The organism is Polaromonas sp., from assembly GCF_031411155.1.
Lineage (GTDB): Bacteria > Pseudomonadota > Gammaproteobacteria > Burkholderiales > Burkholderiaceae_C > Polaromonas.
The window spans coordinates 1-19,982 of record NZ_JANOAL010000289.1; the positions used below are offsets into that span (position 1 = coordinate 1).

18 protein-coding genes are annotated in these 19,982 nt (G+C 65.4%); 10 read left to right on the plus strand and 8 right to left on the minus strand.

Going from position 1 to position 19,982, the window contains the following annotated elements; all coding sequences use genetic code 11:
- The 3 genes from RMO23_RS16990 to RMO23_RS17000 form a co-directional block, all read right to left on the minus strand.
- The coding region (locus RMO23_RS16990) for a YgiQ family radical SAM protein (protein WP_309683907.1) at positions 1–1,956 on the minus strand (1,956 nt) is incomplete at its 3' end.
- Positions 1,957–2,175: 219 nt separating this feature from the next.
- Positions 2,176–3,354: a cytochrome P450 gene (locus tag RMO23_RS16995; protein WP_309683909.1), complete on the minus strand. Its 1,179-nt coding sequence runs from the start codon at positions 3,352–3,354 to the stop codon at positions 2,176–2,178.
- 113 nt (positions 3,355–3,467) lie between these two features.
- On the minus strand, positions 3,468–3,929 hold the full coding sequence (locus tag RMO23_RS17000; protein ID WP_309683911.1) for a CHRD domain-containing protein: 462 nt from the start codon (positions 3,927–3,929) through the stop codon (positions 3,468–3,470).
- Positions 3,930–4,160: 231 nt separating this feature from the next.
- Between RMO23_RS17000 and RMO23_RS17005 the strand changes: the two genes are divergently transcribed.
- From RMO23_RS17005 to RMO23_RS17020, 4 genes are all read left to right on the plus strand, one after another.
- The gene (locus RMO23_RS17005; RefSeq protein WP_309683913.1) at positions 4,161–5,090 is read left to right on the plus strand and encodes a Ku protein; all 930 of its coding nucleotides are present in this window, start codon (positions 4,161–4,163) and stop codon (positions 5,088–5,090) included.
- A 28-nt stretch (positions 5,091–5,118) separates the two neighbouring features.
- Positions 5,119–7,623, plus strand: a complete 2,505-nt coding sequence (gene ligD / locus RMO23_RS17010; RefSeq protein ID WP_309683915.1) for a DNA ligase D — start codon at positions 5,119–5,121, stop codon at positions 7,621–7,623.
- Between the two features lie 126 nt (positions 7,624–7,749).
- Positions 7,750–7,941, plus strand: a complete 192-nt coding sequence (locus RMO23_RS17015) for a hypothetical protein (RefSeq protein ID WP_309683917.1) — start codon at positions 7,750–7,752, stop codon at positions 7,939–7,941.
- Positions 7,938–8,258, plus strand: a complete 321-nt coding sequence (locus RMO23_RS17020; protein WP_309683918.1) for a hypothetical protein — start codon at positions 7,938–7,940, stop codon at positions 8,256–8,258. The genes RMO23_RS17015 and RMO23_RS17020 overlap by 4 nt, the downstream gene beginning before the upstream one ends.
- A 69-nt stretch (positions 8,259–8,327) precedes the next feature.
- On the opposite strand, the gene RMO23_RS17025 is transcribed toward RMO23_RS17020, so the two are convergent.
- The 3 genes from RMO23_RS17025 to RMO23_RS17035 form a co-directional block, all read right to left on the minus strand.
- Positions 8,328–9,278 (minus strand): PA2169 family four-helix-bundle protein, encoded by a 951-nt coding sequence (locus RMO23_RS17025; protein WP_309683935.1) that lies wholly within the window; start codon positions 9,276–9,278, stop codon positions 8,328–8,330.
- Between the two features lie 194 nt (positions 9,279–9,472).
- Positions 9,473–9,673, minus strand: a complete 201-nt coding sequence (locus RMO23_RS17030) for a glycine zipper domain-containing protein (protein ID WP_309683919.1) — start codon at positions 9,671–9,673, stop codon at positions 9,473–9,475.
- A gap of 333 nt (positions 9,674–10,006) precedes the next feature.
- Positions 10,007–10,675 (minus strand): DsbA family oxidoreductase, encoded by a 669-nt coding sequence (locus RMO23_RS17035; RefSeq protein ID WP_309683921.1) that lies wholly within the window; start codon positions 10,673–10,675, stop codon positions 10,007–10,009.
- Positions 10,676–10,909: 234 nt separating this feature from the next.
- Between RMO23_RS17035 and RMO23_RS17040 the strand changes: the two genes are divergently transcribed.
- Entirely contained in the window at positions 10,910–13,123 is a 2,214-nt protein-coding gene (locus tag RMO23_RS17040; protein ID WP_309683922.1) for a PhoX family phosphatase, read from the plus strand.
- A 111-nt stretch (positions 13,124–13,234) separates the two neighbouring features.
- Positions 13,235–13,405: a hypothetical protein gene (locus RMO23_RS17045; protein ID WP_309683923.1), complete on the plus strand. Its 171-nt coding sequence runs from the start codon at positions 13,235–13,237 to the stop codon at positions 13,403–13,405.
- 22 nt (positions 13,406–13,427) lie between these two features.
- Here the strand turns inward: RMO23_RS17045 and RMO23_RS17050 are convergent, their stop codons facing one another.
- Positions 13,428–14,600 carry an acyl-CoA dehydrogenase family protein gene (locus RMO23_RS17050; protein ID WP_309683924.1) on the minus strand — a complete coding sequence of 391 codons (1,173 nt, stop codon included), beginning with the start codon at positions 14,598–14,600 and terminating at the stop codon, positions 13,428–13,430.
- A 104-nt stretch (positions 14,601–14,704) separates the two neighbouring features.
- Here RMO23_RS17050 and RMO23_RS17055 point away from each other — a divergent pair, with 104 nt between their 5' ends.
- The 4 genes from RMO23_RS17055 to RMO23_RS17070 all read left to right on the plus strand — a co-directional run bounded on the left by RMO23_RS17055 (position 14,705) and on the right by RMO23_RS17070 (position 19,378).
- Complete coding sequence (locus RMO23_RS17055) at positions 14,705–15,910, plus strand: acetyl-CoA C-acetyltransferase (protein ID WP_309683925.1); 1,206 nt, start codon at positions 14,705–14,707, stop codon at positions 15,908–15,910.
- The gene (locus tag RMO23_RS17060; RefSeq protein WP_309683927.1) at positions 15,910–18,069 is read left to right on the plus strand and encodes a 3-hydroxyacyl-CoA dehydrogenase NAD-binding domain-containing protein; all 2,160 of its coding nucleotides are present in this window, start codon (positions 15,910–15,912) and stop codon (positions 18,067–18,069) included. Before RMO23_RS17055 ends, RMO23_RS17060 begins: the two co-directional genes overlap by 1 nt.
- 134 nt (positions 18,070–18,203) lie before the next feature.
- On the plus strand, positions 18,204–18,794 hold the full coding sequence (locus RMO23_RS17065) for a chromate transporter (protein ID WP_309683929.1): 591 nt from the start codon (positions 18,204–18,206) through the stop codon (positions 18,792–18,794).
- On the plus strand, positions 18,791–19,378 hold the full coding sequence (locus RMO23_RS17070) for a chromate transporter (protein WP_309683931.1): 588 nt from the start codon (positions 18,791–18,793) through the stop codon (positions 19,376–19,378). The genes RMO23_RS17065 and RMO23_RS17070 overlap by 4 nt, the downstream gene beginning before the upstream one ends.
- Positions 19,379–19,404: 26 nt before the next feature.
- Here the strand turns inward: RMO23_RS17070 and rlmB are convergent.
- Positions 19,405–19,982, minus strand: a 578-nt coding sequence (gene rlmB / locus RMO23_RS17075; protein WP_309683933.1) for a 23S rRNA (guanosine(2251)-2'-O)-methyltransferase RlmB, incomplete at its 5' end; no start/stop codon positions are given.

Sequence of the window (19,982 nt, forward strand, 5' to 3'; positions counted from 1 at the left end):
GAAGGTTTGCACCTGGTCGGCGCGAAAGCCATTCTTCTTGAGCCAGACGGCCAGGTTCATCATGTCCGCATCGCTGGTGCCCGGGTGCGCGGCGATGAAGTACGGGATCAGGTACTGCTTCTTGCCCGCCTCGGCCGAGTACTGCTCGAACATGCGCTTGAACTTGTCGTAGCTGCCGATGCCGGGCTTCATCATCTTCGTGAGCGGGCCCTGCTCGGTGTGCTCCGGCGCGATCTTGAGGTAGCCGCCGACGTGGTGCGTGACCAGCTCTTTCACATACTCGGGGCTTTGCACCGCCAGGTCGTAGCGCAGGCCGCTGCTGATGAGGATTTTCTTCACGCCCTTGAGCTCCCGCGCGCGGCGGTACATCTTGATCAGCGGGTTGTGGTTGGTGTTCAGATTCGAGCAAATGCCGGGATAGACGCAAGACGGCTTGCGGCAGGCCGATTCAATCTCGGGCGACTTGCAGCCGATGCGGTACATATTGGCGGTCGGGCCGCCCAGGTCGGAAATGGCGCCGGTAAAGCCCTTGACGGTGTCGCGAATCGCTTCGATCTCGCGAATCACCGAATCCTCGGAACGGCTCTGGATGATGCGGCCTTCATGCTCGGTGATGGAGCAAAAGGTGCAGCCGCCAAAGCAGCCACGCATGATGTTGACGGAAAAGCGGATCATCTCCCAGGCCGGGATTTTGGTGGCGTGGTCATGGCTGCCGTTTTCGTCGGCATACATCGGGTGCGGCGAGCGCGCATACGGCAGGTCAAACACGTAGTCCATCTCGGCCGTGGTCAGCGGAATCGGCGGCGGCGTGATCCAGACATCGCGCGCGGTCGCTCCCTCGCCATGCGCCTGTACCAGGGCTCTGGCATTGCCGGGGTTGGTTTCCAGGTGCAGCACGCGGTTGGCGTGGGCATAGAGCACCGCATCGCTCTTGACCTGCTCGTACGACGGCAGGCGGATCACCGAGCGGTCGCGCGGCGGCACCTTGATCCGGCCCTGCATAGCCGGCAGGCTGGGGTTGGGCACGAAGGTCAGCGGCTTGATGGCGGGGTTGGCTTTGACGTCGGCCCTGGGGCTGGCCGCCTGCGCCACGGCCTCGGCCTCATCCTCGCGCGCGCAACTGGCGCCCTGCGCCTTGGCCTGCTCCGAAATCATCAGGTAGGGGTTGACATGGGCCTCGACCCGGCCCGGCGCGTCGACGCTGGTGGAGTCGATCTCGAACCAGTCATTCGCACTTTCGTCGCCGCTGCGGCGGATAAAGGCCGTGCCGCGAATGTCCGTCATGCTGGCCACCGGTTCCCTGGCGGCCAGCCGGTGCGCGATCTCGACGATCGCCCGCTCGGCATTGCCGTACAGCAGCAAATCACATTTGGCGTCGACCACCACGCTGCGGCGCACCTTGTCGGACCAGTAGTCATAGTGCGCGATGCGGCGCAACGAGCCCTCGATGCCGCCCAGAATGATGGGCACGTCCTTGTAGGCCTCGCGGCAGCGCTGCGAATACACCAGCGCGGCCCGGTCGGGCCGCTTGCCGCCGATGTCGCCGGGCGTGTAGGCATCGTCGCTGCGGATCTTGTGGTCCGCCGTGTAGCGGTTGATCATCGAGTCCATGTTGCCGGCGGTCACGCCGTAAAACAGATTCGGCTTGCCCAGCGCCCTGAACGGCTCGGCGCTTTGCCACTCGGGCTGCGCAATGATGCCGACGCGAAAGCCCTGCGCCTCCAGCATGCGGCCAATCACCGCCATGCCAAAACTCGGGTGGTCGACATAGGCGTCGCCGGTGACGATGATGATGTCGCAGCTGTCCCAGCCCAGCGCGTCCATCTCGGCCCGGCTGGTGGGCAGAAATTTGGCCGTGCCAAAACGGGCCGCCCAGTACTTGCGGTAGCTGGTCAGCGGCTTGGCGGCGCGATGAAAGAAGGAGACATCCACAGGGGATTTCGCGGGGGCGTTCATGGGGCGATCTGTAAAAACTGCCAGGAAGGGAAAACCCTGGAACAGGCCTGAAAGCGGCCGGCAGTTTGGGGATAACCCGCGATTTTAAGGTTTTAAAGCAGTTTGTGCACCCTAAAGCACACTGCGACCCTGTGGATACCGGGGAAACCGCCCTGCCCACCCATCAGATCAGCCCGCAACATCAGCCATGCAACTCATTGGCGCCTCCTTGGCGGGTGGTCAATCGGCAAACACCGGAATGCGGGCGTTGGCGGACGGGCGGTACTGCCAGTGCCGCGGCATGGCCGGCTGCAGGCGGCCCGAATCCAGCAAGGCCTGCAGGGCCGCCGCCGCCACCGTGCAGGCCAGCGCCTGGCCGGGACACTGGTGCGGGCCATGGCCAAAACCGGGCGTCTGCCGCTCGGCGCGGTCCAGCAAAAAATCGTCGGGTTGCGGGTTGGCCGCCGGGTCACGGCTGGCGGCGGCCAGCAGCAGCAGAATCACCGCGCCGGCCGGCACCGGCGTGCCGGCAATCTGCGTGGCCTGGGCCACAAAGCGGCGGGTGTTGTGAATCGAGGGGTCATGGCGGCTGACTTCCTGCACCATGGCCGGCAGTTGGCCCGGTTGCCGGGTCACAGTGTCCAGCAAGCCGGGCTGGGTTGCCAGTGCCACGATGCTGTTGCCCAGCAGGCCGGCCGTGGCCTCGCAGGTTTGCGACAGCAGTCCGACCAGGTTGGCCAGCAGTGCGTCGGCGTTGTTCCAGCCGACCCGCGCGGCTTCCGCCTGCAGGCGGGCGATGGCGCTGCCCCCGGTGGCTGGCGCGCTGCGCACCAAAGCCGAAAAGCGCAGCAGCAAGGCCCTGGCGGCCTCCGCCGCGGCCGCCAGCCGGGCTTCGCTGCTCAAGGGCGACAGGCAGGCGACGAAGTCGTCCATCCACAGCGCGACCTGGCCCAGTTCGGCCTGCTCAAAACCCAGCAGATCGGCCACGGCCATCACCGGCACCGCAGACGCCCAGCGCGTCAGCCCGGCCCCTGACACAGCGCCGCTTTCCAGAGCATTTTCCAGCACCGTTGCCGCCAGCGTTTGCGTTCTCTGCCTGAGCCGGTCCAGATCGACCGAGGCCAGAAAGCGCTGCAGCGCCAGCTTGGGTGCATCGTGCCGCGCGCCCTCGTTCATGCGCACCAGATGGCCAAACACATCGCCGGCGGCCGAGCCCAGAATGGCCAGGGGCACAGGCTCGGCAGCGGGCCGAACCTGGCAGGCCGGGTTTTGCAGCACTTGCTTCACGCAGGCCGCGCTGCTGGCTATCCAGAGCTTGTGCGGCGCGTCATAAACCAGCGGCGGGCCGGCCCGCAGCGTGGCGTAAAAAGGGTAGGGATCGGGGTGGGCTGCCGCCGCCAGGATGTGATCAGGACGCATGAACTGGATTGTGCCCAAACCCGCCGCAGCACCCGCCCAAACCGAAAAAATCCAACAAAATCAGGCTCTAGCCCATACAAACAGAGCTTAAGCAGCTATTAAATTCATAGCAACTAATTGCGCACCGCCATCTGGCCGCGTACCTCGCCGCCCGGGTTGGCGGCGGTGTGCACGTTGGCGTACCAACGCCCGGCCATCAGGTCCGCGGCTTGCGCCGCGGTCAGCGTGGTGCTGCCTTCGAGCGGACTGGTGGGGGGGCTGGTCCACGGGATGACCACGCCGGCATTGGCGCCGACGGCCGCCGGGCCATGAAAGTGCGCTCCCGTGGCCGGGCCGGTCAGGCCGGTAAAGTTGGCCTTCCAGCGCAACAGGTTGGTGTCTTTGTTGAGCACCGCATCGACCGAACCACTGGCCGTGCTGACGTTGGGGGGCACCTCGTTGGCCGCGCGCAACTGGGTGGTAAAGGCGACCAGGTTGGACTGGCGGTTCATCATGCCGCAGCCGGTGACGGCGGCCACCGCCACCAAGGTGAAGGCGGCGAGGGAGAAACGGGTTAGCTGGCGGCGTGTGGACATGACGGGCTCCTGTGTATGACAGAGGACCATTTTCAGTCGCGCATCCCCAAATTGACCGTAGGACAACTCCGATGCGCCGGGTCGGCCGTTCACTACAGGCGCGGCGCGCTGGCGCGTCTGGCGCGTCTGGCGTCTGTCCTACGCCAAAGCCCTGAGGCTGCCGACAGTCGGCGCCAGGGCGCTTGCTAAGGTCAGGGGAATCGCTCAAAAAATCGGGCAAGGAACTCCCTCATGGCTTCACGCGTTTTGTGGAAGGGTGCCATCAGCTTTGGCCTGGTGCATATCCCGGTGGCCCTGCATTCGGCCACGGCCGACAGCGGGCTGGACTTTGACTGGCTGGACAAGCGCAGCATGGACCCGGTGGGCTACAAGCGCATCAACAAGAAAACCGGCAAGGAAATCACCAAGGAGAACATCGTCAAGGGCATCGAATACGAAGACGGCCAGTATGTGGTGCTGTCCGACGAGGAAATCGCGGCGGCCTACCCCAAGACCACGCAGACCATTGAAATCGAGAGCTTCGTGGCCAACACCGACATCCCGTTTGTGTACCTGGAGCGGCCCTACTACATCGCCCCGATCAACAAGGGCCAAAAAGTCTATGCCCTGCTGCGCGACACCTTGCTGCAGAGCCAGCGCGTCGGCATTGCGCGGGTGGTGATACAGACCAAGCAGCATCTGGCCGTGCTGGTGCCGTCTGGCCCGGGGCTGGTGCTCAACCTGCTGCGCTGGGGCGCCGACATCCGCCCCTGGGACGAGCTGAACCTGCCGCCCGAAGGCCCGAAAGCGGCCGGCCTGTCGGAGCGCGAGCTGTCCATGGCCAAACAGCTGGTCGATGACATGACCGAGAAATGGGACCCGAGCAAGTTCAGGGATTCGTTCAAGGACGAAATCATGGCGCTGGTCGAACAAAAGGCCAAGGCCGGCAAGCTGCAAACGGTGGTGCAACCCGATGCGGCGGGCGAGGCCGAACCGGCCCGCTCCGGCGCGCAGATCATCGACCTGACCGAGCTGCTTCAGCGCAGCCTGCGCAAAGGCGGCGCCAAAGCGCCTGCCGACGGCGCCACCCAGGCGAAAGTTGCCGCCAAACCAGCGCCGAAATCACCCGTCAAAAGCACGGTAAAAGCGCCGGCCGCGCCCAAAAAAAGCCGCTCCGCCTGAGCCCGGCAGACCCTGAGCGCCCGCTGCCATGCCCAGCCGCGACCCGCTTGAAGGCTACCGCGCCAAACGCGACTTCAGCCGCACGCCCGAACCGGCGGACCTGGCCGCGCCGTCGGGCGCGACGCCGGGCTTTGTGGTGCAAAAACACGCCGCGCGCAGTCCGCACTACGACTTTCGGCTGGAGCTGCAGGGCACCCTGAAAAGCTGGGCCATTCCCAAGGGCCCCAGCCTGGATCCGGCCGTCAAGCGCATGGGCGTGCAGGTGGAAGACCACCCGCTGGCCTACGCCACTTTTGAAGGCCGCATTCCGCCCAAACAATATGGCGCCGGTGAGGTCATCGTCTGGGACCGCGGCTTCTGGACGCCTGTGGGCGACCCGGTGCAGGGGCTGGCGCAGGGCAAGCTCAAATTTGCGCTGCACGGTGAAAAACTCCAGGGCGGCTGGACGCTGGTGCGCATGCACGGCAGCGCCGACCACGCGCCAGAGAAACACGAGCCCTGGCTGCTGATCAAGGAAAAAGACGAATTCGCCCGCCCGGCCAACGAGTTCGATGTGCTCAAGGCCTTGCCCGACAGCGTGCTGGGCGGGCCGGCCCGGCAAGACAGCGGTGGCATTCCGCAGGGCGCCGTCGCCGCCCCGCTGCCCCCTGCGCTGGCGCCGCAGCTGGCGACACTGGCAAACCAGGCCCCGGACACTGCGCAAGGCTGGGTCTATGAAATCAAATTCGACGGCTACCGTTTGCTGACGCGCATCGAGGCTTCGTCGGTGCGCTGCTTCACCCGCAACAGGCATGACTGGACCGCGAAAATGCCCGCGCTGGCCAAGGCGATTGCGCAGCTTGGCATTGACGCCGGCTGGCTCGACGGCGAGATTGTGCTGCTTAATGATCAGGGCCTGCCCGACTTTGGCGCGCTGCAAAACGCCTTTGACGGCGCCGGCACGGCCCGCCTGGTGTATTACGTGTTTGACCTGCCTTTTTACGACGGGCTGGACCTGCGGCCGCTACCGCTGACGCAGCGGCGCGACATGTTGCTGGCCGCGCTGACGCGAAACCCGCAGGACAACATTCGCTTCAGCGAAGCGTTCGAGCAGTCGCCGCAAGACCTGCTGGCCGCCGCCCGGCAACTCGGTCTCGAGGGTGTGATCGGCAAGCGCAGGCAAGCGCCCTACAGCTCGGGCCGCTCGACGGACTGGATCAAGCTCAAGACCGGGCTGCGCCAGGCGTTTGTGATTGGCGGCTACACCGCGCCCAAGGGCTCGCGCACCGGGCTGGGCGCGCTGCTGCTGGGCCTGCACGACGCCCGCGGCAAGCTGCGCTACGCCGGCAATGTCGGCACCGGTTTTAGCGACAAAACCCTGCAGGCGCTGAGCACCCGCCTGGCCAGGCTGCACACGGCGCGCAGCCCGTTCGCCGACCTGGCCGGCCGGCCCGCCGGCGTGCAGGGGCAGTGGGTCAAGCCGCGGCTGCTGGCCGAGGTGGCTTTTGCCGACTGGACTGGCAGCGGCCGCATTCGCCATGGCGTGTTCCAGGGCTTGCGCGCTGACAAGCCGCCCACCGCCATCGTGCGCGAGACCGTCGCGCCGCCGCAGGCCGCCGCGGCCAGCCCCGGCAGCGCGGCGCTCAAATCACTGCGGTCACTGCGAATTACCCACGGCGACCGCGTGATCGACAAAACCAGCGGCTTTACCAAGCAGCAGGGGGTCGAGCATTACGCGGCGGTGGCGGCGCTGATGCTGCCGCACCTCAAGGCCAGGCCGGTGTCGCTGGTGCGCGCGCCGTCGGGCATTACGGGTCAGCTGTTCTTTCAAAAACATGCCGAGGCCTCGTCGATTCCCGGCATCAGGCTGCTGGATCCGGCGCTGGACCCGGGCCATGCCCCGCTGCTTGAAATCCCGTCGGTCGCCGCCCTGCTGGCCGCCGCGCAAGTCAACGTCATCGAATTTCACACCTGGAACGCGACCGACCGCGCGATCCGCCACCCCGACCGCATGACCTTTGACCTGGACCCGGGCGAAGGCGTCGGCTGGGCGCAGGTGCAGGAAGCCGCGCTGCTGGTGAAAACCATGCTCGATGAGCTGGACCTGGCCAGCTTTTTAAAGACCAGCGGCGGCAAGGGTCTGCATGTGGTGGTGCCGCTGCGGCCTTCATCTGCTCACGACTTCGACACCGTGAAGGATTTTTCACATGCCCTGGTGACGCATCTGGCCCGCATCGTGCCCCAGCGCTTCGTGGCCAAAAGCGGCCCCAAAAACCGCATCGACAAGATTTTTGTCGACTACCTGCGCAACGGCTTCGGCGCCACCACGGTGTCGGCCTGGTCGCTGCGGGCGCGGCCCGGTCTGGGGGTGTCGGTACCGGTGGCATGGGACGAACTGGCCTCGCTCACGGGCGGCGCGCACTGGACGGCGCGCAGCGTTGCCGCGCGGCTGGCCATCGGCAACACGCCCTGGAGCGGCTACGCATCGTCGCGCAACCGCTTGAGCGCCGCCATGAAGCAGCTGGGCTTCAAGGCGCCAGCGTCACGCCGCTGAGCGGCCCCGCGCAGACCCCTGTAGGCAGTTGCCGCGAGTTGCAGCCGCCGGCTGGTCAGGGGCTGCGTCGCGGCCTATCATTCAAACAGGCGTGACGCAACTGACTTATCAATCCGGAAACACCTCATGAAGCCCTTTGTCCCCTATGTCCTGCTGTTACCTGTCGTCATGATGCTGGCCGGCTGCCCCGACGCCAAGGTGCCCAAGGCGCCACCCAATGTGCCGGAGCCGAAGGCGTCCGTCTGGTTGCAGGATGCAATCACCCTGCCCGCCGCCGTGGCGAATGGTCACAGCCAGCAAGAATTGACGGCCGCATGACTACGCAGGCGAAAGTTCTGTTGGCCCTGGGTTCGGTCTGCCTGGCTTCGTGTGCCCTGATCGCGCCCTCGGGCGAAGCGGTTGTGCGCAAGGTGGTGGTGCAAGGCGAGTCGTACAACCTGAGCCAGCTCACCGCCGGCACCTGGGTCGCCATTCTGGCCGGCGCGCCCAAACCCGTGAACCGTGGGGCCAGCAAGGCCGAATTGCTGCGCGCCATTGAGCAAGCCTCGGGCTGCAAGGTCACCGACAGCGACTATTCGCGCCAGGGGCAGCAGCTCGATGCGCAGGTCGACTGCGGCGAGCGCATGGCAAACTAGCTTTTCACCTCCAGCAAAAAAGGGCGACACCTTTCGGTGCCGCCCTTTTTTCATGGTCAGGCCCCAGATTCAGGTTTTCAGCGCGTCGCGCAGTGCCTTCACCTGGTCATGGTTGCGCTGGGCGCCCTGCGCCTGCCGCGACACCACCGCCCTGACGTCGGCCGGCAGGTTTTGTTTGAGCGCCTTGCGGTAGCTCGCCACGGCAGAGTCCTCACCGCGTTCGCACTCATTGAGCATGGCCAGGTCGCTGTAGCCGCTGAGAGTGCCTTTGACCGACACCCAGCCGCGATGCAACGCGCCCGTGATCGAGCCGCCTTCATCGGCCTTGCCACCGCGCTCGCTGATAAGCGTTTGCAACTCTGCGCCGGCAGCGCGGCATTCGTCGGCGTGGCGATGCAGCAGGGTCTTGAGGTCCTGCGCCTTGGCGTGCTCCGCACTGGCCTGAAAGCCATATTCACCGTCACGGCAGGTTTCCAGCAGGTCGTTCAAGGTCTCAATCACGTCATCGTCGCCGTCGGCCGGGTAACTGCTGTCGTCCAGCACGCTGCCCCCAGGCTGCCCGGCCCCAATGCGGTCCCAGGCCGCGCGGCTGGCGGCCCGGGCCTGCGGCCAGTTCAGGGTGGAGCGCTCCTTCTGCGTGTCCCAGTGGGTGGCCAGCCGGCCTTCGGTTTCGTCAAACGTGCCGCCGTATTCGGTGCGGCCAAAAAGGCCCAGGCGGTAAGCCGGGGCGTAGTCGTCAAACGGCCGGCCGGCCTCGTAATAGGGTTCCCGGTGATAGTTGTCCTGCCAGTAGGCTTCTTCGGCCGTCGGGTTGACCGCCTCGGCCGCCGCCTTGCCGCCCAGCCCGCCCACGATGGCACCCGCCACACCGCCGACCGCAGCCCCAATCGGCCCGCCCACCAGGCCCGCCGCTGCGCCAGCTGCCGCACCGCCCACGGCCGCGCCGACTCCGGTGCCGACCGGGTGCGCCCCAGGTTCCTGGCTGATTGGGTCGAGATTCAGATCGCCTTCTTTTAACATCATGGTTTCCTTAAAAAGTTGAGTGAATGAGAACTGCGAAAGATCTGGCACAAAACTGCTTCAAGCATCCTTGTGGTTCGACACGCAGTTGCATCGTCTCCCGCAGTGCGCCATGCAACGGTCAGGCAAGCTCAGGGGCATTTGTAGGAGTGCGCCGCCTACCCAACTGCCAGTGCTTGCCGCCGCTTGCGGATTCACTTCCTGGGCAGATGCCTTGATTCCCACTGGCACCCTGCCACCGCACCGACCACACCGCCAATCAATGAGCCAACGGGGCCACCCAGCGCGCCAAACGACACACCAACGGCAGCGCCCAGCAGGGCGCCAGCCCCTGACGGATGGGCGGCGGGTTTATTGCCGATCGGCTTGTGCTTCAAATCGCTTGGCGTGGCCATGGTGATCTCCTGTAAAAGTTGTTGTACGTAAACTGCAAAGACGCAGAAACGAACGCGTTGTGGACGCGTTTTCAACACACAGTTACATGCTCGCCCGCAGTGGGTTCTGCCACGGTCAGGCAAGCTCAGGGAGGCTTGTAGGAGTTTGCCGCGCGGTGCCTGTTGCCGGGCGCTGCATTCGGGCCGCGCTTATCAATGAAAATGGCGTGCAGCCCAACTGGAATAAGCGCAAGCTGCTATTTATTTAATAGCAAACAACGGCCAACGATGCGCTGTTCCCAAAACGCCCCGCGGCAGGCGCGGCTGCAAGGCGCGACCACTTTACGGCCGGCTTCAGCCGGCGGCGGCAATCTGGCGCAGCGCCTGCTCAAACACCTCGGCGGGCTGGCCACCCGAAATCAGGTGCCGGTCATTGATGATGACCGCCGGCACCGAATGAATGCCCTGCGACAGGTAGAACTGCTCGCGCTCACGCACCGCGTCGGCATAGCTGTCCGACGCCAGGATCTCGCGCGCCCGCGCCGCATCCAGCCCGACTTCGCCCGCCACACGCGCCAGCACCTCGTGCGAGCCGGGGCTCTGGCCGTCGGTGAAATACGCGCTGAACAAGGCCTCCTTCAGCGCCTTTTGCCTGCCTTGGCCCTGCAGTTCGGCCCAGTGCAGCAGGCGGTGCGCGTCAAAGGTGTTGTAGATGCGGCTGCGCCCGCCGCCAGGCTCATCGGCCATGCTGAACCTGAAGCCCAGCTGCGCGCCCCGCGCCCGGATGTTTTCGCGGTTGGCCCGGGCCTGCTCGGGCGTGATGCCGTACTTTTCGGTGATGTGCTCGGTGATGTCCTGGCCCTGCGGCCCCATCTGCGGGTTGAGCTCAAACGGCTGGAAATGCAGCTCGGCGCTGATGTCGCCCGCGACACGGGCCAGCGCCTGGTCGAGCGACTTCAGGCCGATCACGCACCAGGGGCAGGAAACGTCGGAAACGAAGTCGATTTTGAGCGGGGTGGTCATGGGGTGCTTTGCAAGAAATTCATACGAAAAAGGAAGGCGACCGTATTCTCAGCCCCGGATTTTGACCCGAAGCCTGGCCGCCTGTCTTGCCCATCTGGAGGTGGCCGGGCAAAAAGTCAAGAGTGCCGTTGCGGCAAGCCGGGTCACGGAAGTGTCATGTTGATTCCACACAATCAGCCTGCCGAAACGCGATTCCGTGACCGGTCTCACCTTCACCTTTAAAGAAAGCCGACGATGTCCCCGACGCCCGATCTCGCTACCGCCTATGTCGATCCTGACGATCTGAACAACAACAGCTCCAGCAATCCGTCGTTCGACAGCGTGCTGGCGGCCCGCCTGAGCCGCCGATCCGTTCTGCTCGGTTCGGTCGGCACCGCCGCCAGCGCTGTTTTTGGCAGCCTGGCCGCCTCGGCCGCCGTGGCCGCACCGCATGAAAAGTTGCTGGGCTTCAGGGAAGTGGTCAAAAGCCTGGCCGACAGCGTGATCGTACCGGCCGGCTACAGCGCCAGCGTGCTCTACGCGCTGGGTGATCCGCTCACCGCGTCAACCCCCGCCTATAAAAACGACGGCACCGACAGCGACTATGAACACCGCGCCGGTGACCATCACGATGGCATGGAATGGTTTGGCCTGGACAACCGGGGCCGCCCCTCGCCCAGCGCCAACCAGCGGGGCCTGCTGGCCATCAACCACGAAGCCACCACCGACGAGAAGCTGTCGTCCTTTTTCCTGCATGCCAACGGCGGCACCAGCAGCCTGCCGCGCCCGGCCAGCGAAGTCGACAAGGAGCTGGCGATTCACGGCGTGGCGGTGGTCGAAGTGCAGCGCAAGGGCGCCAGCTGGGGCTACCTCAAGGATTCGGCCTTCAACCGGCGCCTGACGCCGCTGACCGAGATCGAGATTGCCGGGCCGGCGCGCGGCAGCCCGCTGCTAGTCACGAAATTCTCGCCTGGCGGCACCAAAACCCGCGGCACGCTGAACAACTGCGGCACCGGCAAAACGCCCTGGGGCACTTTTTTGACGGGCGAGGAGAACTGGGCCGGCTACTTCACCCGCCCCAAGGGCGACGACGCGGCGCGCGAAGGCGGCAAAAGCGTGACCGCGCTGGTCCGTTATGGCCGCGCCGAAGGCGCCAGCAGCCGCCACGGCTGGGAAAGCGCCGGCAAGGACGACCGGTTTGCGCGCTGGATCAATGCCAAGACCGGCAGCTCGGCCGATGGCAGCGACGACTACCGCAATGAGCTCAACGGCATGGGCTACATCGTGGAACTGGACGCTTACGACCAGACCAGATCGGCCAAGAAACGCACCGGCCTGGGCCGCTTCGCCCATGAAAGCGCGGCCTTTGGCAAGCCCGTTGCGGGCCAGCCGCTGGCCGTTTACCAGGGTGACGACTCGCGCAACGAGTACATCTACAAGTGGGTGTCGGCCGCCCGCTGGGACGCGGCCGACGCCAATCCGGCTGACCGCCTCGCCACCGGCGACAAGTACCTGGACCAGGGCACGCTCTACGTCGCCAGGTTCAACGCCGACGGCAGCGGCCAGTGGCTGGAACTCGCGACCGGCAACCCGGCCATCGCGGCTTTCAGCAAGTACCCGTTTGCCGACCAGGCCGACATCGCCGTGAACACGCGGCTGGCGGGCGACGCCGTGGGCGCCACCAAAATGGACCGGCCCGAATGGTGCTCGGTGAATCCGGCCAATGGTGAAATTTATTACGCGCTGACCAACAACAGCAACCGCCGTGTCGAGCCCAGCGGCCCGTCGCAACTGGCCCCCGACAGCGCCAATCCGCGCGCCTATTCCGACATCAGGGGCACGGCCACCGTGCAGACGGGCAACCCCAATGGCCACATCCTGCGCATGAAAGAAGGCGCCGCCGGTTCGGCCGCCACCCACTTCAGCTGGGACGTGTACCTGTTTGGCGCGGAAGCCAGCGCGGCGCCCGGCTCGGTGAATCTGTCGAAGCTGACGGGCGAGCAGGACTTTTCAAGCCCCGACGGCCTGGCCTTCAGCCACAGCACCGGCATCTGCTGGATCCAGACCGACGACAGCGCCTACACCGATGTCACCAACTGCATGATGCTGGCCGGCCTGCCGGGCCAGGTCGGCGACGGCCGCAAGCTCACGCTGAGCTACCCCAAGGCCGATGGCGGCGCACTGGCGGTGGACACCTATATCGGCAAGGCGCCAACCCCCGACAAACTCAAGCGCTTCCTGGTGGGGCCGGTGGGTTGCGAGATCACGGGCCTGGCCGAGACGCCGGACGGCAAAACCCTGTTCGTCAACATCCAGCACCCCGGTGAAACCACGGCGCAGGCCCATATTGGCGACCCCGCCAAATACACCAGCCAGTGGCCCGCCAATGTGGGCTACGGCGCCGGCAAACGCCCGCGCTCGGCCACCATCGCCATCACCAAGAATGACGGTGGCCGCATCGGCAGCTAGGGTCTGGATGGACGGGAGTAGGCCGGCGCTGACAGCCATCAGCGCCTCTCCCCGATAGGCTTCGCGAGCCAGCGCAGGCACAGTAAAGCCACAACTTCAAGGAGAAAAACTGTGTCTTTTGCACTCTACATGATCGGGTTCATCATCTTTCTGGGCGGCGTGATCTGGGGCGCCGTGGTGGCCGGTGTGCCGCAGCTCTACATTGGCATCGGTGCGCTGATCATTCTGGGTATCGGCATTTTCAGCGCCGTCAGCCGCACGCGCAGCAAAGACCCGTCCTGAGCGCCTTGACCACCGCGCGCGCTTAAGCCCGGCTACCTGGCCCCAGGCCCATGGACCGCGAGATCACTTCCTTCATGATCTCGTTGGTGCCGCCGTAAATGCGCTGCACCCGGGCATCGGCATAGGCGCGGGTAATCGGGTATTCCCACATATAGCCGTAGCCGCCGAACAGCTGCACGCATTCGTCCATCACCTTGCACTGCAGGTCGGTGGTCCAGTACTTGGCCATGCTGGCGGTAGCGGTATCCAGCCTCTCCTGCGCCATCAGCTCGGTGCACTTGTCGACAAACACGCGTGCCACCTGTACCTGGGTCTGCAGCTCGGCCAGGGTGTAGCGCGTATTCTGGTAGCTGGCCAGCGGCTGGCCAAACACCTTGCGCTCTTTTACATAGGCCAGTGTCCAGTCAATCGCGGCCTGGGCCGAGGCCACGGCCGTGATGGCAATTTGCAGCCGCTCCCAGGGCAGTTGCTCCATCAGGCAGATGAAGCCCTTATTCTCCTGCGCTTCGCCGCCCAGCAGCATCTCGGCCGGTACCTTCACGTCGCTGAAAAACAGCTCCGAGGTGTCCTGCGCCTTCAGGCCCAGCTTTTTCAGGCGCTTGCCGACCTCAAAACCAGCCATGCCGCGCTCCACCAGCAGCAGGCTGGTGCCCTTGGCGCCGGCTGCCGGATTGGTTTTGGCCACCACAATCACCAGGTCGGCATGCCAGCCATTGGTGATGAAGGTCTTGCTGCCGTTCAGCAGGTAGCTGCCGTCGGGCTGCCTGAGGGCCGTGCTCCTGATGCCCTGCAGATCGCTGCCGGCGGCCGGCTCGCTCATGGCAATCGCGCCCACCATCTCGCCGCTGGCCAGTTTGGGCAGGTATTTCTGTTTCTGCGCCTCGGTGCCGTAGTGCAGGATGTAGGGCGCGACTATCTCGCTGTGCAGGCCGTAGCCGATGCCCGAAAAGCCGCCGCGCGCCAGCTCTTCCATCTGCACCACCGAATACAGCTTGTCGCCACCCGCGCCGCCGTAGGCTTCGGGCAGGGTCATGCACAAAAAGCCGTTGTCGCCCGCCTTGTGCCACACCGCGCGGTCCACATGGCCCTGCTCTTCCCACTGGGCATGAAAAGGCGCGATTTCCTTGTCCATGAAGCGGCGAAAGGCGTCGCGAAAGGATTCGTGTTCGGGGCTGAAAAGGCTGCGTTCGATCATGGTGTGGCCTGTGCGGGTTATTTATGCAAAGCGTTTGCTTGGTGAAATCAATATACTGCAAGAGCGCGATTTTTCGCACCCGCTGTCTGAAAGGGAAAACCAGCATGACCGAAGCCTTCATTTACGACGCCATCCGCACGCCGCGCGGCAAGGGCAAAAAAGACGGTAGCCTGCACGAAGTCAAGCCCGTCAACCTGCTGGCCGGCGTGCTGACCGAGCTGCAGCGCCGCAATGGTTTTGACACGGCCGCCGTCGACGACGTGGTGATGGGCGTGGTCTCGCCGGTCGGTGAGCAGGGTGCTGTGATCGCCAAGGTGGCGGCGCTCAAGGCGGGCTGGGACTTTAGGGCTTCGGGCGTGCAGATCAACCGCTTTTGCGCCTCGGGCCTCGAAGCCGTCAACATGGCGGCGCAGAAAGTGCGCTCGGGCTGGGAAGACCTGGTGGTGGCCGGCGGCGTCGAAAGCATGAGCCGCGTGCCGATTGGCGCCGACGGCGGCGCCTGGGCGCAAGACCCGGAAACCAATAGCGCCACGCTGTTTGTGCCGCAAGGCATAGGCGCCGACCTGATTGCGACGATGGAAGGCTTCAGCCGCGCCGACGTCGATGCGTTTGCGCTGCAAAGCCAGCAGCGCGCCGCCGCCGCGCGCGAGGCCGGCTACTTTGCCGGCTCGGTCGTGCCGGTCAAGGACTTTCTGGGCCAGGTGATTCTGGGACAGGACGAATTCATCAAACCCCAGACCACGCTGGAAGGCCTGGCCGCGCTCAAGCCCGCCTTTGAGCAGCTCGGCGCGATGGGCTTTGACGCCGTGGCCCTGCAGCGCTACCCGCAGGTAGCGCGCATCCACCATATGCACCACGCCGGTAACTCGTCAGGCATTGTCGATGGCGCGGCGGCGGTGCTGGTGGGCTCGGCAGCCGCCGGCAAAACGCATGGCCTGCAACCGCGTGCCCGCATTGTGGCGGCGGCCCTGAGCGGTGCCGACCCGACCATCATGCTGACCGGCCCCATGCCGGCGGCGCGCAAGGCGCTGGCCAAAGCCGGCATGACGGTGGACCAGATTGATTTGTTTGAAGTCAACGAAGCCTTTGCCGCGGTGGTGATGCGCTTCATGAAAGAGATGAAGGTGCCGCACGACAAGGTCAACGTCAACGGCGGCGCGATTGCCATGGGCCACCCGCTGGGCGCCACCGGCGCGATGATTCTGGGCACGCTGATCGACGAGCTGCACCGGCGCCGGCTGCGCTACGGCCTGGCCACCTTGTGCGTGGGCGGCGGCATGGGCATTGCAACCATTGTGGAGAGAATCTGATGAAGACGATCAAGTACGAGCTGACCGACGAATCTTTCGGCAAGGTGGCCACCCTCACCTTTGACGAGCCCGACTCCCCGGTCAACACCATGTGCCTGCAGTGGCAGGACGACCTGAGCGAGGCCGCCGCTCGGGTGCTCAAGGACAAGGACGCGATCCAGGGCGTGATACTCGCCTCCGCCAAGAGCACGTTTTTTGCCGGCGCCGACCTCAGGGCCGTGATGCGCCTGACGCCGGCCGATGCACCCCGGGCCTACGCCGAGGTCGAGCGCGTGAAGAAAAATTTCCGCACGCTGGAAACGCTGGGCAAACCGGTGGTGAGCTGCCTCAACGGCACGGCGCTGGGCGGTGGCTGGGAGGTGGCGCTGGTCGGCCACCACCGCATCGCCGTCGATGACAACAAAACGCTGTTCGGCCTGCCCGAAGTCACGCTGGGCCTGCTGCCCGGCGCCAGCGGCGTCACCAAAATGACGCGGCACCTGGGGCTGATGGGCGCCCAGCCCTACCTGGTCGAAGGCAAAACCTTTGGCCCGCGCGAGGCGCTGGCACTGGGGCTGGTGCATGAGCTGGTGGCGAATGCCGGTGAACTGCGCGCCAAGGCGCTGGCCTGGATGGCCGCTCACCCGACAGCCCAGCATCCGTGGGAAGCCAAGGACTACAAAATCCCGGGCGGCACACCGGCCAACCCCAAGATTGCCGCCGCCCTCAGCGTGGCGCCGGCCATGCTCAAAAAGCAGACGCGCGGCCTCTATCCGGCGCCCGAAGCCATCCTGGCCTGCATGGTCGAAGGCGCGCTGGTGGACCTGGAAACCGCCCTGCGCATTGAAAGCCGGCATCTGGCCAGACTCATGACCGGCAGCAACGCCAAGGCCATGATCAACACCTTTTTCTTCAACATGAATGCGATCAGGAGCGGGCAGTCGCGCCCCAGGGACATTGCGCGCTTCAAGCCCGCCAGGGTCGGCCTGCTGGGCGCCGGCATGATGGGCGCGGGCATTGCCTACGCGCAGGCCAGCAAGGGCATCACGACGGTTCTCAAAGACGTGAGCCAGGAAAGGGCCGATGCCGGCAAGGCCTACAGCGCCAGGCTCACGCAAGCCCGTGTCGACAAGGGCCGCATGTCCGCCGACGAGCAGGCCGCCCTGCTGTCACGCATCAGCGCCACCAGCCAGGCGGCCGACTTGGCCAGCTGCGAGCTGATCATCGAGGCGGTGTTCGAGCGGCGCGACCTGAAAGCCCTGGTCACGCAGGAGGCCGAGCCTTGGCTGGCACCGGGTGGCTTTTTCGCGTCCAACACCTCGACCCTGCCCATCGCCGGCCTGGCCACGGCCAGCGCGCGGCCCGAGAAATTCATCGGCATCCACTTCTTCAGCCCGGTCGACAAGATGAAGCTGGTCGAGATCATTCGTGGCCCGCAGACCGATGACGAGACCGTGGCGCGCGCCTTTGACTATGTGCAGGCGCTCGGCAAGATTCCGATTGTGGTCAACGACTCGCGCGGCTTTTACACCAGCCGCACCTTTGCCACCTTTGTCATGGAAGGCGCGGCCATGCTGGGTGAAGGCATTCCGGCCGCCGTGATTGAAAACGCCGGGCTGCAGGCCGGCATGCCGGTGGGACCGCTGGCGGTGCTCGATGAAACCGCGCTGTCGCTCAGCGTGCATGTGCTGGAGCAGACCCGCAGCGACCTGGCCGCCGAGGGCAAGCGCTACACCGCCACGCCCGGCGAGTTGCTGGTCGAGCGCATGGTAAAGGAACTGAACCGCCCCGGCCGCGCCGGCGGTGGCGGCTTTTACGACTACCCGGCCGAAAAAGGTGGCAAAAAGACCTTGTGGCCCGAACTGAAAACCCTGTTTGAAAAGCCCGACGCCGCCTGGAACATCGACGAGCTGAAGGACCGGCTGCTGTACCGCCAGGCGGTGGAAACCGCCCGTGCCTTAAGCGAAGGCGTGCTGACCAGCGTGCACGACGCCAACATCGGCTCCATCTTCGGCATCGGCTTTCCGGCCTGGACCGGCGGCGCGATGCAGTTCATCTACGGCATGGGCACAGACCGCTTCGTGCGGCGCTGCGACGAACTGGCCGCCCGCTTCGGCCCCGGCTTTGCGCTGACCGATGCCGTGACGGCAGGCATCGCACGCCACCAGCCGGTTTATTGACCACTTTTTGCACATTTCAGGGCTCTAGCCCAGGCAGAACGTGCATAGTTCGCTATTGTTTTAATAGCATATCAAAGCTGCCGGTTGATGGCCCGCGGCCGGCCCGAAACCACATGGACGGCGATAATCGGCGCATGATTTCCGCGCCCGCTCCCGCCCTGTCCGCACCGCCTCATCCGCAACCCCAATCCCTGAGCGACCTGTTTGTGTCTTTCACCCTGCTGGCGCTGCAGGGCTTTGGCGGCGTGCTGGCCGTGGTGCAGCGCGAGCTGGTGGAGAAAAAGCGCTGGATGACGCGCGAGGAATTCATTGAAGACTGGGCCGTGGCGCAAATCATGCCCGGGCCCAATGTGGTGAACCTGTCGCTGATGATTGGCGCGCGCTACTTCGGCATCCAGGGCGCGCTGGCGGCGCTGGCCGGCATGCTGACGGTGCCGCTGGTGCTGGTGTTGCTGCTGGCGCTGGTCTATGCCCAGTTTGCCGGCCACCCCGGCGTGGCCGGTGCGCTGCGCGGCATGGGGGCCGTCGCCGCCGGGCTGATTGCCGCGACCGGACTCAAGCTGTTTGGCGCGCTGAAGGCCAATGTGCTGGGCCCGCGCCTGTGCATTGCGCTGGGCCTGGCCTGCTTTGTCGCCATTGCCCTGCTGCGCTGGCCGCTGGCCTATGTGCTGGTGGGGCTGGGCGCGCTGGCTTGCGTGCTGGCTTTTCGAAAACTCAAGCCATGACCGAGCAGGCCCTGCATCTCGCCTTTCAGGCGGGCGACTGGTTTCAGCTGTTTGTGCACTACCTGTCGCTGTCGCTGCTGTCGATAGGCGGCGCCATCAGCACCGCGCCCGACATGCACCGTTTTCTGGTCGATCAGCAGCACTGGCTGACCGACGCGCAGTTCAACGCCTCGATTGCCATCGCCCAGGCCGCGCCCGGCCCCAATGTGCTGTTCATCGCGTTGATGGGCTGGAATGTCGGGTTGAATGCGGGCGGCCTGCTGCCCGGCCTGCTAGGCGTGCTGATCGCCATGCTGGGCATTTTGATCCCGAGCACCACGCTGACCTATGTGGCGGCCCAGTGGGGCCACCGCAACCGCGAGCTGCGCGCGGTGCGGGCCTTCAAGCAGGGCATGGCGCCCATCGTGATTGCGCTCTTGATTGCCACCAGCTGGATTCTGGCGGCAGCCAACGGCAGCAGCCTGAAAGACTGGCCGGTCTGGCTGCTGACGGCCGCCACCGCCGTCATCGTCTGGCGCAGCAATATCCATTTGCTGTGGCTGCTGGGCGCGGGCGCGCTGCTGGGCTGGTTCGGGCTGGTTTAACCCGACTGGCGCTTAATACCGCTGATTCAGCGGCGCTGGCGCAAGGCCTCATACAGGCAGACGCCGCTGGCCACCGACACATTCAGGCTTTCCACCGCGCCGTGCATCGGGATGCTGACCAGTTCGTCGCAGGTCTTGCGTGTCAGCTGGCGCATGCCCTCGCCCTCGGCGCCCAGCACCAGCGCCACCGGGCCGGTCAGGTTCACGTCGTAAATCGTCTTGGGCGCGTCGTCGCTGGTGCCTATGCACCAGATGTTGCGCTCCTTGAGTTCGTTCAGGGTGCGCGCCAGATTCGTCACCATGAAGTAAGGCATGGTTTCGGCCGCACCGCTGGCCACCTTGGCCACCGTGGCGCTGATGCCGGCCGCATGGTCCTTGGGCGCGATCACCGCATGGGCACCGGCGCCGTCGGCCACGCGCAGGCAGGCGCCCAGGTTGTGCGGGTCGGTCACGCCGTCCAGCACCAGCAGCAGCGGCTGGGCCACACCCGACGCCTCGAGGTTTTCCAGCAGTTCATCGAGCGATGTGACCTGGGCTACCGCATCGACCCGCGCCACCACGCCCTGGTGACCATGGCCGCCGCACATCTTGGCCAGCCGCAGGC